The organism is Cupriavidus sp. 207A1, assembly GCF_057798955.1.
Map to the genome: position 1 here is coordinate 102,550 of NZ_JBYOJO010000014.1, position 14,696 is coordinate 117,245.

Sequence of the window (14,696 nt, forward strand, 5' to 3'; positions counted from 1 at the left end):
TGGCAGAGAGCAGTGGTGAAATGAACGATCAGGCACGTGCCGGTCGATGCCTTTGCGGAGGACTTGCGCCGACCGGCAGCATCTCCGTATGATAGCGTTTTCCGAACAAATGTTCGCAAAACGAATTCACGGAAAGCGTGCCGCCAGCGATGCGGGACGGTACGACCGGAAACGGAGGCAGCGATGAAGGTAATCACCGCGCGTGAAGCGGCGGCGCTCGTGCAGGATGGCTGGACCGTGGCCAGCGCGGGCTTTGTCGGCGCCGGCCACGCCGAGGCCGTGACCGAGGCGCTGGAGCAGCGCTTCCTGCAGCACGGCCTGCCGCGCGACCTGACGCTGGTGTACTCGGCCGGGCAGGGCGACCGCGGCGCGCGCGGCGTGAACCATTTCGGCAACGCCGGCATGACTGCCACCGTGGTCGGCGGCCACTGGCGCTCGGCCACGCGGCTGGCCACGCTGGCGATGGCCGAGCAGTGCGAGGGCTACAACCTGCCGCAGGGCGTGCTGACCCACCTGTACCGGGCCATTGCCGGCGGCAAGCCCGGCGTGATGACGAAAATTGGCCTGCACACCTTTGTCGACCCGCGCACCGCGCAGGACGCGCGCTACCACGGCGGCGCCGTCAACCAGCGCGCGCGCCGCGCCATCGCCGAGGGCAAGGCGTGCTGGGTCGATGCGGTCGAGTTCCGCGGCGACGAATACCTGTTCTACCCCAGCTTCCCGATCGACTGCGCACTGATCCGCTGCACCGCCGCCGACGCGCGCGGCAATCTCAGCACCCATCGCGAAGCTTTCCACCATGAACTGCTGGCACTGGCGCAGGCGGCGCACAACTCGGGCGGCATCGTCATCGCGCAGGTCGAAAGCCTGGTCGATCACCACGAGATCCTGCAGGCCATCCACGTGCCCGGCATCCTGGTCGACTACGTAGTGGTCTGCGACAACCCCGCCAACCACCAGATGACGTTCGCGGAATCCTTCAACCCGGCCTACGTCACGCCGTGGCAGGGCGAGGGCGCTGCCGATGACGCAGATGATGCCGCCGCTCCGTCGCCCGAGGCCGTGCCGCTCGACGCGCGCACCATCGTGCAGCGCCGCGCGGTGATGGAACTGGCGCGGCGCGCGCCGCGCGTGGTCAACCTGGGGGTCGGCATGCCGGCCGCGGTGGGGATGCTCGCGCACCAGGCCGGGCTGGACGGCTTCACGCTGACGGTCGAAGCCGGCCCCATCGGCGGCACCCCCGCGGATGGCCTCAGCTTCGGTGCCTCGGCCTACCCGGAGGCGGTGGTGGACCAGCCCGCGCAGTTCGATTTCTACGAAGGCGGCGGCATCGACCTGGCGGTCCTCGGCCTGGCCGAACTGGATGGCCAGGGCAACGTCAATGTCAGCAAGTTCGGTGAAGGCGAGGGCGCGCTGATTGCCGGCGTCGGCGGCTTCATCAACATCACCCAGAGCGCGCGTGCCGTGGTGTTCATGGGCACGCTGACGGCGGGCGGCCTCGAAGTGAGCGCCGGTGACGGCAGCCTGCGGATCGTGCGCGAAGGCCGCGTGAAAAAGATCGTGCCGGAGGTGTCGCACCTGAGCTTCAACGGCCCCTACGTGGCATCGCTGGGCATCCCGGTGGTGTACATCACCGAACGCGCGGTATTCGAGATGCGCGCCGGCGAAGGCGGCGAAGCGCGCCTCACGCTGGTCGAGATCGCTCCCGGCGTCGACCTGCAGCGCGATGTGCTCGACCAGTGCGCCACGCCGGTGGCGGTGGCGCCCGACCTGCGCCAGATGGATGCACGCCTGTTCCAGGCCGGCACCATGCGCCTGTAACGGCCGCCGCACCAGAAAACCATTCCATCGGACGGGCCGGCCACGACCGGTTCGCAAGGAGGCACGCCAGATCTGTCATGACGTTACGCAACCGCAGTCGCCTCATCCCGGCGCGGCCTGGGCCGCGCATCGATTCTGATTCACCGCGATTCACCGCAGGACACAGTCACACCATGCAGAACACCAGCCGCCGTACCTTCCAGCGCCGCCTGGGCGCCGTGCTCCTGAGCGCCACGCTGCCGCTCGCCGCCGCACCGGCTTTGGCCGAGACCTACCCCAGCAAGCCGATCCGGCTGGTGGTGCCGTTCCCGCCGGGCGGCCCGACCGACACCGCCGCGCGCATCATCGGCCAGAAGATGAGCGAAACGCTGAAGCAGCCGGTGGTGGTGGACAACCGCCCCGGCGCCTCCGGCACCATCGGCGCCGAGAACGTCGCCAAGAGCCCCGCCGACGGCTACACGCTGCTGGTGCTGGCCACGCCCACGCTGCTGGCGCCGCACCTGATCAACCGCAAGGGCTACGACATCTTCAAGGATTTCGCGCCGATCGGCGCCGCCTATGACCTGCCGATCGTGATGGTGGTCAATCCCCAGGCGATGCCGGACGTGACCAGCCTGCAGCAATACATCGCCAAGGCCAAGGCCAGGCCGGGCGCGCTCAACTACACCAGCGCCGGCAACGGCAGCTTCGGCCACCTGTCGACCGAGCTGCTGAAGAACCTGGGCAACTTCGACGTGCAGCACGTGCCCTACAAGGGCAGCGCACCGGCGATCTCAGACCTGCTGGCGGGCCAGGTGCCGATGATGTTCTCGGACATGATCGCGGCGCTGCCGCATATCAAGGCCGGCAAGCTGCGCCCGATCGCGGTCGGCTCGAACAAGCGCGTCAGCTTTACGCCGGAGGTCAAGACGGTGGCCGAGCAGGGCTTCCCGGGCTTCGACGCCACCGCATGGGGCGGGCTGCTGGCGCCGGCCGGCACGCCCAAGGAAGTGGTGGCGACATTGTCGGCCGAGCTGAAGAAGGCGCTGGCCGATCCGACCGTGCAGCAGAAGATGCTGGGCGCCGGCACGGTGGCCGCCTATATGCCGCCCGAGCAGCTGGCCGCGCGCATGAAGGCCGACTACAGCAAGTGGGGCAAGGTGATCCAGGACAACGGCATCCGCGGCGACTGAGCGTGCGGATGACGAGCCGGCGGCCCGCTCCGGTTCAGGCGGGCTGCTGGCCCTGGGACTGGCTCGCCGGCAGCGTCGGTAGCGCCGGCATCGGCAGCGTGGCCTGGCGCCCGGCCGCGGCCAGTCCCAGGAACTGGCTGGAGGTGCGCAGGAATTGCTGGCAGGTCTGGCGAAACAGCTCGAAGTCCATGTCGGTCTCGATGTGAAGAAGGCGCGCGGTCCGGCATGGCCGCCGCGCCGCCGGCATCTTGCTTGGCCGATATGACAATGTCTTGACAATGTGCGCGTGCGCAAGCCGCTGGCGCCGGCTTGTCGCGCCCTGCGCACGGCGGCGCCGGAGCGCCCACTGCGCGGGCAGAGATGCTAAAATCTAAGTCTTTGATTCTCTTGGCCAAATGCTGTAGCCAGCAGGGCCGCGCCGGAAACTCCCCGGCGCCAGGCGAGATTCAGGGCGAGATGAGTTCCAGACGCGTATCCGTTTGTGCCGGGTTCGCCTCCCGCCAATACCGATACCCATGACCACTACGAACGCACCAGAACCTACCACCGCGGTTGCGACCGCTGTGCAGACCTTCGACAGCTTCGGCCTGGACGCGCGCATCCTGCGGGCCTTGTCCGAGCAGGGCTATACCTCTCCCACGCCGATCCAGGCGCAGGCCATTCCGGTCGTGCTGCTGGGCAAGGACGTGATGGGCGCCGCGCAGACCGGCACCGGCAAGACCGCCGGCTTCGCGCTGCCGATCATCCAGCGCCTGCTGCCGCTGGCCAATGCCAGTGCCTCGCCGGCGCGCCACCCGGTGCGCGCGCTGATGCTGACCCCGACGCGCGAGCTGGCCGACCAGGTCTACGACAACGTCGCCCGCTATGCCAAGCACACCGACCTGCGCAGCACGGTGGTGTTCGGCGGCGTCGACATGAACCCGCAGACCGACGCGCTGCGCCGCGGCGTCGAGATCCTGGTGGCCACCCCCGGCCGCCTGCTCGACCACGTGCAGCAGAAGTCGGTGAACCTGTCGCAGGTGCAAATGCTGGTGCTGGACGAAGCCGACCGCATGCTCGACATGGGCTTCCTGCCGGACCTGCAGCGCATCATCAACCTGCTGCCGGCGCAGCGCCAGACGCTGCTGTTCTCGGCCACGTTCTCGCCGGAAATCAAGCGGCTGGCCTCCAGCTACCTCAAGCAGCCGGTCACCATCGAAGTGGCACGCAGCAACTCGACCAACGAGAACGTGCGCCAGGCGGTGTACCAGGTCGAGGACGGTCACAAGCAGGCCGCGGTGGTGCACCTGCTCAAGCAGCGCGCGGCGCAGGGCATGTCGCGCCAGTGCATCGTCTTCGTCAACAGCAAGATTGGCTGCTCGCGGCTGGCGCGCCACCTGGAGCGCGAGGGCATCAACGCCGCCGCGATCCATGGCGACAAGACCCAGACCGAGCGCATGCAAACGCTCGACGGCTTCAAGAGCGGCACCATCGATGCGCTGGTCGCCACCGATGTGGCGGCGCGCGGGCTGGATATCCCCGACATGCCGTGCGTGATCAACTTCGACGTGCCGTACAGCGCCGAGGATTACGTGCATCGCATCGGCCGGACCGGCCGCGCCGGCGCCAGCGGCGATGCGCTGTCGATCTACGTGCCGGGCAATGACGAGCGCCTGCTGTCCGATATCGAAAAGCTGATCAAGCGCAGCATCCCGCGCGGCAAGCTGGAGGGCTTCGATCCCACCGGCGAGCGTGCCCGCCAGGCCGACGGCGAGCGCCGCCGCGAGCGCAGCGACGTGCGCCGCGCGCGCGGCAGCGCCGACAGCGAAGACCGTCCGCGCCGCCACGACCACGGCGCCAGCCGCCAGGCCTTCCGCGCTTCGGACGACCCGTTCTTCTCGCGCCCGTATGAGCCCAGCCCCGCCAGCGCGGCGCAGGCCAAGGCCGCCGACGAAGTCGCCGCCGCGCTCACGCGCGGGCGCCAGGCGCCCAAGCGGCCTGTGGCGGCCTTGCTCGGCGGTGTGCCGCGCAAGTCCTGAACGGATTGTCGTTCCGATGAATGGCCCGCCTGCGCGGGCCATTTGTTTTTGCGGCGGCTAGACCGATGCCGGCAGCGTGGCCAGCCGCTCGCGCCAGCCGTCGGTGGCCCGCGCCAGCCAGTCCTGGACCGTGCCGGCGGGATTCGACAGTCCCAGGTGCGCGCCGGCCTCGCGCAGCGCGTCCAGCGGGGCGCTGGTGTCGATCGGCTGCGCGCCGCTCTGCTTGCTGAGCTTCTCGCCGGCCTGGTTCACCACCACCGGCACGTGCAGGTAGGCCGGCGTGGGCAGCCCCAGCAGGTGCTGCAGGTGGATCTGCCGCGGCGTGGAGTCGAGCAGGTCGGCGCCGCGCACGATATGCGTGATGCCCTGCAGTCCGTCGTCGACCACCACCGCCAGCTGGTAGGCCCACAGCCCGTCGGCGCGGCGCAGCACGAAGTCGCCCAGCTCGGTTTCCAGGTTCTGGCACTGGCGTCCCTGCCAGCGGTCGTCGAAGCACACGACGGCGGCCGGCCCGTCCGGCACGCGCACGCGCCATGCGCGCGGCAGCTTGCCGTTCAGGCCGTGGCGGCAGGTGCCGGGATAGCCCAGGGTCTGGTGGCGCTCGCGCACGTGCACCAGCGAATCGGCGATCTCCTTGCGCGAGCAGCCGCACGGGTAGAGCTGCCCCGCGGCATCGAGCCGGCGCAGCGCCTCGGCATAGTGCGGCTCGCGCCGGCTCTGCCACACCGGCGGCTCGTCGGGCGTCATGCCGACGCGCTCCAGTGTGCGCAGGATGTCGTGGTCCGCGTCACGCACGCAGCGCGGCGTGTCGATGTCCTCGATGCGCACCAGCCATTGCCCGCCATGCGCGCGCGCATCCAGCCAGCTGGCCAGCGCGGTCACCAGCGAGCCCATGTGCAGCGGCCCGGTGGGCGAGGGCGCGAAGCGGCCGCGATAGCCGCACGCGGCGCTCTCCTGCACTGCGGTTGCAGCCCGCTCTGCCATCAGCCCGCCCTCAGCCGGCGAAGTCAGATTGCTGCAGCAGCGCCTGCGCCAGGCGCGGGTCTTCCAGCTTGCCGGCCCACCACTGCAGCGCCTTGCCGCGGTTGCTGGTGCGCCATGCCACCTTGAAGTTGCCCGGCGCGCGCACCTCGACGGTTTCGCGCGCCTGCAGCACGCCGCTTTCGATGTGCGGCTGCGCCATCGGTGCCGGCAGCCAGCCGCAGCCGAGGCCGCGGATCTGCGCTTCGAGCTTGTCGCGCATGGTCGGCACCACCAGCACGTCCTGGCCGGCCAGCACGCCATGGGTGCGGGCCGGCAGGTTGCGCGAGGTATCGCCCACCGCGACGATGCGGTGCTTGGCGATCTGGATGGTGGTGAGCGGGCCTTCCTCGGTGGCGAGCGGGTGGTGCGCGGCCACGGCGAAGACAAAGGGCACCGACCCCAGCGGTCGGATCTGGAAGCCCTGCGTGCTGGGCGCGTCGTAGGCGCCGCCGATCACCAGGTCGGCGCGGTTGCTGACCAGCGCGTCCCACGCGCCGCCCAGCACTTCCTTGGAAAAGCGCAGCCGGGTGGCGGTGTTTTCGGCGTAGAAGTCGTGGATCACCGGCAGCAGCGCGCGGAAATTGATCAGGTCGTCGACCACGATGGTGAGGGTGGCCTCCCAGCCGGTGGCCAGGCGCTTGACGCGCCGCGCCAGGTCGTCGGCGGCGTGCAGCAGGTGGCGGCCCTCGTCGAGCAGGGCGCGGCCGGCGGGCGTCAGTTCGGCGCGATGGCGGCGCCGGTCGAACAGCAGCACGTCGAGGTCTTCTTCCAGCTTGCGCACCACGTAGGTCAGCGCGGAGGGGACCTTGCCCATCTCGTGGGCGGCGGCGGCAAAGCTGCCTTTGCGTTCGATGGCGTCGAGGACTTCGAGGGATTCTAGCGAGAGGGCCATGTTCAGAAATTCTGAATGACTGCTTCTAAGGTGGTCCCCGTCAATATACGCCTGAAGGCCTAAACTGCCTAGCATCCAAAGCGAAAACACATGCCGCGACACGGTTAGCCAGACGGTGCTGTCGGCGAAAAGGCTCAAGGAGGGCCATCAAAATGATTGAAATCAGAAAGTCCGCAGAGCGTGGGTACGCCGATCACGGCTGGCTGAAGTCCTATCATTCGTTCTCATTCGCCGACTACTACGACCCGCAGCATGTGCAGTACGGGCCGCTGCGCGTGATCAATGAAGACCGCGTCGCGCCGGGCATGGGCTTTGGCACCCATGGCCACCGCGACATGGAGATCATCAGTTACGTGCTCGAAGGCGAGCTGGCGCACAAGGACAGCATGGGCAACGGCAGCGTGATCCGCCCGGGCGACGTGCAGCGCATGAGCGCCGGCACCGGCGTGCGCCATTCGGAATACAACCACGCCGCGCACGACACCACCCACTTCCTGCAGATCTGGATCATCCCGGCCGAAAACGGCATCGATCCCGGCTACGAGGAAAAGCACTTCGACGCGGCCGACAAGCGCGGCAAGCTGCGCCTGGTGGCAAGCGCCGACGGCGCCGACGGCTCGGTGCTGGTGCACCAGGACATCCGGCTCTACGCCGGCCTGTTCGACGGCGACGAGGCCGCCACGCTGGCGCTGGCGCCGGGGCGCCGCGCCTATGTGCACGTGGCGCGCGGCCGGGTCACGGTCAACGGCAAGGCGCTCGAGGCCGGCGACGCCGCCCGGCTGGAAGACGTGGCCGAGGTCGCGCTGTCCGGCGGCGATGGCGCCGAAGTGCTGGTGTTCGACCTGCCCTGAGGATCGCTTGCGGTCCCATGCAAGAGCCCGCCCCATGGCGGGCTTTTGCCTTTGGCGCGGCGCGCAGCGGGTGCCGGCGGGTAGCGCTGTGCTATCTTCTCGCTATGCATTGCGCCTGCGCCGGCACATCGCTGGCCAGTCGCGCCGGCCGGCCCCAACGGGCCGGCGTGCCCTTGGAGCACCCCGTACCAAGATGACCTTTGTTTCCATTCTCCTGGCGCTGATTGCCGAGCAGTTCCGCGCCCTGGGCCGCAACAACCCGATCTACGAGATCGTGCGCGCGCTCGGCGACCGCGCCGAGCACGCCTTCGACACCGGCCGCCCGCGCGACGCCGCGCTGGCCTGGCTGACCGTGGTGCTGCCGCTGACGCTGGCGGTGATCGTGGTGCACTACCTGCTCGCGTCGATCAGCGTGGCGCTGACGCTCGCGTGGAACGTGCTGGTGCTGTACATGACGCTGGGCTTCCGCCAGTTCAGCCATTACTTCACCGATATCCACGAGGCGCTCAACCGCGACGACCTCCATACCGCGCGCACGCTGCTGCACGAGTGGACCGGGCTCGACACGGTCGAGATGCCGGTGTCCGAAATCGTGCGCCATACGCTTGAAGCGGCGATCATCGCCGTGCACCGGCATGTGTTCGGCGTGTTCTTCTGGTTCCTGGTGCCGGTCGGCCCCGGCGGCGTGGTGCTGTACCGCACCGCCGAATACCTGGGCCGCCACTGGAACCTGCCATCGACCGAGCGCAGCCCTGCGCTGGGCCGCTTCGCCGCGCGCGCCTTCTACCTGCTGGACTGGATCCCGTCGCGGCTGACCTCGATCGGCTTTGCCATCGTCGGCAACTTCGAGGACGCGGTCTACGCCTGGCGCAACCATGCGCGCAAGTGGAACGATGCCGTCAACGGCATCCTGCTGGCGAGCGGCGGCGGCGCGCTGGGCGTGCGCCTGGGCACGCCCCTGGCCGAGGACGATTCCACGGTGGTGCTGCGCACCAGCGTGGCCGGCCCGGCGGTGGACTATGCGCCCGGCATGGAAGACGCCGACGGCGCCAACGGCGGCCCGGAGCCGGCACCGCCCGAGTTCGGCACCGAGCCCGGCGTGCGCACGCTGCAATCGGCGGTGGGCCTGGTGTGGCGCGCGGTGGTGTTGTGGATGCTGCTGCTGGCGATGCTGTCGCTGGCGCTGTGGGTGGGTTGAGCAGCGCCTGGCCGGCAAGCGCGGCCGGCGAGTGTGGCCAATCGAGCAAGGCAGGTTAGCCGCGCGCCGCGCCGCAGCGCCAGCACGCGCCGAACTGCGCCTCGTGCCATTCGCCGCAACGGTCGCATTGCCAGCTGGGCCCCGGCACCGGGTTGGCCGCGGCATTGAGCACCGCCCACGCCTGCGCCTCCATCTCGTCATCGACCAGCCACACCTGCGGCGCGCTCTCGCGGAACGGGATCTCGCCGGTCGCGCCGGCCAGCCAGGTATTGCGCAGTTCCGCCCGGATGCCGGCCGCGCGCAGGACGTTCTGGCAATGGGCCGCGTGGACGAGGGACGTGGCGGACAACAGCAGTTTCATGACAGCGCACCGGGAACCCAGGTGCGCTTACCTTACCACGGCTTCTGCTGGCTGGATTCGTGCAGCAGCTGCGTGTAGAGCTGGTGCCGGCGCTCCGAGATATCGCCGGAGGCCACCGCGGCCAGCACGCCGCAGCCGGGTTCGTTGACGTGATGGCAGTTGTAGAAGCGGCACGCGGTCAGCAACGGGCGGAATTCCGGAAAGGCGCGTTCCAGCATGCCCTCGCTGAGGTGGTAGAGCCCGAATTCCTGGAAGCCCGGCGAATCGATCAGCGCCCCCTGGCGGCCATCGACGGTACCCCAGTCCGCCGGCAGGTGGTAGAGCCGGGTGAAGGTGGTGGTGTGCTTGCCGGAATCGAGCTTGGCCGAGATCTCGCGCGTCTGCGCATCGACGCCCGGGATCAGCAGGTTCAGCAGCGACGACTTGCCCATGCCCGATTGCCCGATCAGGATGCTGGCCAGCCCCGCCACGCGCGGCCGCAGCGCGGCCAGGGCCTGCGCCGGATCGGCGCGCACCGACAGTTCCAGCGTGTCGTAGCCCAGCCCGCGGTACAGCGCCAGGCGGCCGCGCGCCTCTTCCAGCCGTTCGGGCAGGTCGGTCTTGTTGAGCACCACCAGCGGCCGGATCCCGAGCGCCTCGGCCGATACCAGCGCGCGCCCGAGCAGGTCTTCGGAGAAGCCCGGCTCGGTGGCCAGCACGATGATGACCTGGTCGATATTGGCCGCCAGCAGCTTGGACTTGAACTGGTCCGAGCGGTGCAGCAGGTTCTTGCGCGGCGAAACCCCGGTGATCACGCACTGGTCGGCGGCGGCTCTTTCGACGCTGACGTGGTCGCCCACCGCGCAGTCGCTTTTCTTGCCGCGCGGGAAGGCGTGCATGCGCGCGCCGTCCGCCAGCTCGACCACATAGTGGCGGCCATGGGCGGCGACGATCAGCGCGGATTCGGTGGCGGTGCCGGCGTGGGTGCCGCCGCCGGCGTTGCGGTGACGCGTGGCGCGGCTCATGCGTGCGCCAGCAGGCGGTCGATCCGCTGCGCCGCGGGCGGATGCGAGTAGTAGAAGGCGCTGTAGAGCGGGTCGGGCGTCAGCGTCGAGGCATTGTCCTTGTACAGCTTCACCAGCGCCGACACCAGGTGGCTGGCGTTGGTCTGGTCGGCGGCGAAGGCATCGGCCTCGAATTCATGGCGGCGCGACGACTGGCTCGACAGGGGCCCCAGCAGGAAGGTGAAGACCGGCAGCGTCAGGAAGAACAGCACCAGCGCCAGCGCGCTGTTGGACACGCCCAGGTTGGGCGCCACCCCCAGCCCGGTGTAGAACCAGCTGCGCGTCGCCAGCCAGCCCAGCAGCGCCAGGAACACCAGGCTCAGCGCGAAGGTCACGGCGATGCGCTTGGCCACGTGGCGGCGCTTGAAATGGCCCAGCTCGTGCGCCAGCACCGCCTCGATCTCGTCGCCCGACAGGCGCGACAGCAGCGTGTCGAAGAAGACGATGCGCTTGGCCGCGCCGAAGCCGGTGAAGTAGGCATTGCCGTGCGCGCTGCGCTTGCTGCCGTCCATCACGAACAGCCCCTTGCTGGCAAAGCCGCAGCGCTGCATCAGGCTCTCGATGCGCTGGCGCAGCGACGCGTCGTCGAGCGGCTCGAACTTGTTGAACAGCGGCGCGATAAAGGTCGGGAACACCACCAGCAGGAACAGGTTGAAGGCCATCCACACCAGCCAGGTCCACACCCACCACAGCGAGCCGGCGCGCTCCATCAGCCACAGCACCGCCAATAGCAGCGGCAGGCCCAGGGCGCTGGCCACCAGCAGCATCTTGACCAGGTCGGCCAACCACAACCCGAAGGTCATCTTGTTGAAGCCGAAGCGCTGCTCGATGCCGAACTGGCCATACAGCGAGAACGGCAGGTCGACCAGGCCGCCGATCAGCGCCACGCTGGCCACCAGCGCCACGCCGTAGGCATAGCCCGGGCCGAATACGCCCAGCCAGAACTGGTTGAGCCACTGCAACCCGCCCAGCATGGTGAAGGCGATCAGCACCGCGGCGCCGGCCAGCACCTCCAGCATCGACAGCCGCGTGCGGGCGATGGTGTAGTCGGCGGCCTTCTGGTGCGAGGCCAGGCTGATGGTGTCGGCAAAGCGCGCCGGCACGGCAGCGCGGTGCTGCGCGACATGGCGCACCTGGCGCGCCGCCAGCCACAGCTTGGTCAGCACCATCAGCACCAGGGCGGCGAGAAAGACAATCGTGAACATCGGCAAGCGCCTTGTGGGTGCGGGCGCCCGGCGCTGCAGGCGACGGGTGCCCGTGGGGACCGCGCCGCGGGGTGGGGCAGGCGGCAGTCCGGGAATTCCGGAAACGGCGCCGCGCTGGTGCGCGGTCAGCCATCCCGGACGGATATGCGAGAATTATAAATTGTTCGCGCCCGGCGCCGCCGCGGCCGCTTTCCCCAAATCCCTTTCTCCCGCAGTCCCGATGACAAGCCAAGCCGCCGCCAAATCCGTCAAAAGCGAAAACAACCTGATCTGGCTGGACATGGAAATGACCGGCCTGCAGCCGGATACCGACCGCATCATCGAAGTGGCGGTGGTGATTACCGACTCCGAGCTCAATATCCTGGCCGAAGGCCCGGTGCTGGTGATCCACCAGAGCGATGCCGTGCTCGACGGCATGGACAACTGGAACAAGGGCACCCACGGCCGCTCGGGCCTGATCGACAAGGTCAAGGCCTCCACCCTGACCGAAGAGCAAGCCGAGGCCGAGCTGCTGGCCTTCCTCAAGCGCTGGGTGCCGGCAGGCAAGTCGCCGATGTGCGGCAACTCGATCTGCCAGGACCGCCGTTTCATGGCGCGCTACATGCCCAAGCTGGAAGCGTTCTTCCACTACCGCAACCTGGACGTGTCCACGCTCAAGGAGCTGTGCAAGCGCTGGGAGCCCGCCGTCCACAAGGGCTTCGTCAAGCGCCAGCTGCACACGGCGCTGGCCGACATCCTTGAGTCGGTGGAAGAGCTGCGCTACTACCGCACCCACTTTATCCGGCACGCCGCGCCCCGCGCGGCGCCCTCCGGCGAGGCCCCGGCCGCCGGCACGCCGGCGCAGTAAGCGGAGCGCGGCTCCCGCAAGCCCATCACCATTCCCGGCGCGCCGTGCCGTGCAGGCGGCGCGTTCCCGTCCGCCTGCCCATGTTCGAGCGCATCGTCTCCATCATCACGCCGGTCATCCTGATCATCCTGGTCGGGTGGCTGTACGGGCGCAAGGCCCATCCGGACATGGCCGGCATCAACCGCGCCACGCTGGACGTGATCGCGCCGCTGCTGGTGGTATCGGCCTTCGTCAGCAAGGATTTCGTGCTGGCCGACCAGCTGGTGCTGCTGGCTTGCGCGGTGGCGGTGGTGCTGGGCTCGGGCGTGCTGGCGTGGGGGCTGGCGCGCTGGATGAAGGTCGATCCGCGCACCTTCGTGCCGCCGATGATGTTCAACAACTGCGGCAACATGGGTTTGCCGCTGTCCGTGTTCGCCTTCGGCCCGGCCGGGCTGGCGCCGGCGGTGGCGCTGTTCGCGGCGTCGAACCTGATGCACTTCACCATCGGCATGAAGATCGTCAACCGGCATGCGTCGCTGGCGCAGATCGCGCGCAACCCGATGGTGCTGGCCACCGTGGCGGGCGTGGCGCTGGCGCTGGCGCGGCCGTGGTTCACGCTGCCGGACCCGGTCTACCAGTCGGTCAAGCTGCTGGGCGATGCCACCGTGCCGCTGATGCTGTTTGCGCTGGGCGTGCGCATGAAGGATGTGAGCCTGCGCAACTGGGGCATGGGCCTGGTCGGCGCGGCGGTGTGCCCGCTGACCGGCATCGCGGTGGCGCTGGCGCTGGCGCAGTGGGTGCCTCTGTCCGAACTGCAGCGCGGCCTGCTGTTCGTGTTTGCGGCGTTGCCGCCGGCGGTGCTGAATTTCCTGGTGGCGGACCACTTCCGGCAGGAGCCGGACCAGGTGGCGTCGATCGTGCTGCTCGGCAATATCGCCGCGGTGGTGTTCGTGCCGGTGGGGCTGTACCTGGGGCTGCGCTGAGGCGGCATGCCCGCGCGGCGCATGCCGGCGGGCGGACGCGTTCGGATCAGGCCGCTGGCTTGGCCCGCACGGCGTTCTTGGGGCGCCAGGCCTTGACCATGGCCTCGTCGGTTTCCATGTAGGGGCCGCCGATCAGGTCGATGCAATACGGCACCGCGGCAAAGATGCCTTGCACCACGGGCTTGCCGTCGGCATCGCGCAGGCCTTCCAGGGTTTCGCGGATGGCGCGCGGCTGGCCGGGCAGGTTGATGATCAGCGCGGCGCGGCTGGCGGTCTCGCGGATCACCGCCACCTGGCGCGACAGGATCGCGGTCGGCACGAAATGCAGGCTGACCTGGCGCATCTGCTCGCCAAAGCCAGGCATTTCCTTGGTACCCACCGCCAGCGTGGCCTCGGGCGTCACGTCGCGGCGCGCCGGGCCGGTGCCGCCGGTGGTCAGCACCAGGTCGCAGCCGGCCACGTCGACCAGCTCGATCAGCGTGCGCGAGATCTGCGCCTGCTCGTCGGGGATCAGGCGCTCCACCGCCTGCCAGGGCGAGGTCAGCGTGCGTCCGAACCAGTCGCGCAGCGCCGGGATGCCCTCGTCCTGGTAGGTGCCGGCCGAGGCGCGGTCCGAGATCGAAACGAAGCCGACCACGAGTTCGTCGGGGTGGTGGCGGACAACCGGCTGGGTGGTCTGGGTCATGCCTCGGGCTCCGGATGGTCGGGGGTGGGTTCCTCGGCGGCGCGGCCCTTGCCGTCCTTCAGGTCCAGCGCCGTCTTGATCGCCTGGAACAGCTCGCGGAAATAGCGCGGCGGCTTGCCCAGCTCTTTTTCCTTGCGTGCGTTGCGGATGGTGTTGCGCAGCGCCTGCACGTCGATGCCGGGATGCTCGCCGAGGAAACGCGTCAGCGCAGCGTCATCGGCCAGCAGCAGCTCGCGCCAGCGCTCGATCAGATGCATGCGGGCGGTTTCGGCCTTGCTGGTGCCCTTGAAGCCCTCCAGCGCTTGCCGGATCACCTCGACCTCTTCGTCCTCGAGGCCGCGCATGATCTTGCCGACGTACTGCATCTGGCGGCGCTTGCCTTCGTGGCTGTTGATGCGGCGCGCCTCATGGATGGCATCGGCGAGCGCCTCGGGCATCGGCACGCGCGCCAGGCGGTCCTTGGGCAGTGCTTCAAGTTCGGCGCCGAGGTCCTGCAGGGCGGTCATGTCGCGCTTGCGCTGCGACTTGCTTTTCGGTTCGTCGTCTTCCGGCTCGGGGGCAAAGCCTCCGGGAAAGCGCGCGCCTTGGGAGTTACGGGAATTTCGCGTCATGCCCGGC

General features: G+C 69.1%; 15 protein-coding genes. 7 read left to right on the forward strand and 8 right to left on the reverse strand.

The annotated features are described in order from the left end of the window. The first annotated feature begins 183 nt into the window (after positions 1-183). Together AC3FMM_RS23885 and AC3FMM_RS23890 are read left to right on the forward strand one after the other, a co-directional pair. Entirely contained in the window at positions 184-1,821 is a 1,638-nt protein-coding gene (locus AC3FMM_RS23885) for an acyl CoA:acetate/3-ketoacid CoA transferase (RefSeq protein ID WP_116312870.1), read from the forward strand. A gap of 173 nt (positions 1,822-1,994) precedes the next feature. Continuing rightward, positions 1,995-2,993: a Bug family tripartite tricarboxylate transporter substrate binding protein gene (locus AC3FMM_RS23890; RefSeq protein WP_326346662.1), complete on the forward strand. Its 999-nt coding sequence runs from the start codon at positions 1,995-1,997 to the stop codon at positions 2,991-2,993. 34 nt (positions 2,994-3,027) lie between these two features. On the opposite strand, the gene AC3FMM_RS23895 is transcribed toward AC3FMM_RS23890, so the two are convergent. Beyond that, the gene (locus AC3FMM_RS23895; protein ID WP_172581749.1) at positions 3,028-3,183 is read right to left on the reverse strand and encodes a hypothetical protein; all 156 of its coding nucleotides are present in this window, start codon (positions 3,181-3,183) and stop codon (positions 3,028-3,030) included. A gap of 325 nt (positions 3,184-3,508) precedes the next feature. On the opposite strand from AC3FMM_RS23895, the gene AC3FMM_RS23900 reads away from it, so the two are divergent. After that, complete coding sequence (locus tag AC3FMM_RS23900) at positions 3,509-5,011, forward strand: DEAD/DEAH box helicase (protein ID WP_115680741.1); 1,503 nt, start codon at positions 3,509-3,511, stop codon at positions 5,009-5,011. A 57-nt stretch (positions 5,012-5,068) separates the two neighbouring features. On the opposite strand, the gene gluQRS is transcribed toward AC3FMM_RS23900, so the two are convergent. Then, positions 5,069-5,995: a tRNA glutamyl-Q(34) synthetase GluQRS gene (gene gluQRS / locus AC3FMM_RS23905; RefSeq protein ID WP_488687576.1), complete on the reverse strand. Its 927-nt coding sequence runs from the start codon at positions 5,993-5,995 to the stop codon at positions 5,069-5,071. Positions 5,996-6,005: 10 nt separating this feature from the next. Beyond that, entirely contained in the window at positions 6,006-6,926 is a 921-nt protein-coding gene (locus AC3FMM_RS23910) for a LysR family transcriptional regulator (protein ID WP_414247708.1), read from the reverse strand. Positions 6,927-7,078: 152 nt separating this feature from the next. Between AC3FMM_RS23910 and AC3FMM_RS23915 the strand changes: the two genes are divergently transcribed. Next, entirely contained in the window at positions 7,079-7,777 is a 699-nt protein-coding gene (locus AC3FMM_RS23915) for a pirin family protein (protein WP_115680739.1), read from the forward strand. A 193-nt stretch (positions 7,778-7,970) separates the two neighbouring features. Further along, the gene (locus AC3FMM_RS23920; protein WP_062801254.1) at positions 7,971-8,975 is read left to right on the forward strand and encodes a CobD/CbiB family protein; all 1,005 of its coding nucleotides are present in this window, start codon (positions 7,971-7,973) and stop codon (positions 8,973-8,975) included. A gap of 55 nt (positions 8,976-9,030) precedes the next feature. Here the strand turns inward: AC3FMM_RS23920 and AC3FMM_RS23925 are convergent, their stop codons facing one another. Genes AC3FMM_RS23925 through AC3FMM_RS23935 form a run of 3 tightly spaced genes read right to left on the reverse strand, consistent with a single transcriptional unit; the run spans position 9,031 to position 11,584 of the window. Next, complete coding sequence (locus AC3FMM_RS23925) at positions 9,031-9,336, reverse strand: putative signal transducing protein (protein ID WP_062801252.1); 306 nt, start codon at positions 9,334-9,336, stop codon at positions 9,031-9,033. Positions 9,337-9,368: 32 nt separating this feature from the next. Continuing rightward, entirely contained in the window at positions 9,369-10,340 is a 972-nt protein-coding gene (rsgA, locus tag AC3FMM_RS23930; protein WP_115710289.1) for a ribosome small subunit-dependent GTPase A, read from the reverse strand. Beyond that, a complete protein-coding gene (locus tag AC3FMM_RS23935) occupies positions 10,337-11,584 on the reverse strand; it encodes a M48 family metallopeptidase (protein WP_116312867.1) in 1,248 nt (415 codons plus the stop codon). The genes rsgA and AC3FMM_RS23935 overlap by 4 nt, the downstream gene beginning before the upstream one ends. Before the next feature lie 220 nt (positions 11,585-11,804). On the opposite strand from AC3FMM_RS23935, the gene orn reads away from it, so the two are divergent. Together orn and AC3FMM_RS23945 are read left to right on the forward strand one after the other, a co-directional pair. Continuing rightward, positions 11,805-12,431, forward strand: a complete 627-nt coding sequence (gene orn / locus AC3FMM_RS23940) for an oligoribonuclease (RefSeq protein WP_488687577.1) — start codon at positions 11,805-11,807, stop codon at positions 12,429-12,431. 80 nt (positions 12,432-12,511) lie between these two features. Further along, positions 12,512-13,393 (forward strand): AEC family transporter, encoded by an 882-nt coding sequence (locus AC3FMM_RS23945; protein ID WP_115710283.1) that lies wholly within the window; start codon positions 12,512-12,514, stop codon positions 13,391-13,393. A 46-nt stretch (positions 13,394-13,439) separates the two neighbouring features. Here the strand turns inward: AC3FMM_RS23945 and mog are convergent, their stop codons facing one another. Further along, positions 13,440-14,078 (reverse strand): molybdopterin adenylyltransferase, encoded by a 639-nt coding sequence (gene mog, locus AC3FMM_RS23950; RefSeq protein ID WP_115710281.1) that lies wholly within the window; start codon positions 14,076-14,078, stop codon positions 13,440-13,442. Further along, positions 14,075-14,689: a ribosome biogenesis factor YjgA gene (gene yjgA / locus AC3FMM_RS23955; protein ID WP_439897351.1), complete on the reverse strand. Its 615-nt coding sequence runs from the start codon at positions 14,687-14,689 to the stop codon at positions 14,075-14,077. Before yjgA ends, mog begins: the two co-directional genes overlap by 4 nt. Positions 14,690-14,696: the final 7 nt, after the last annotated feature.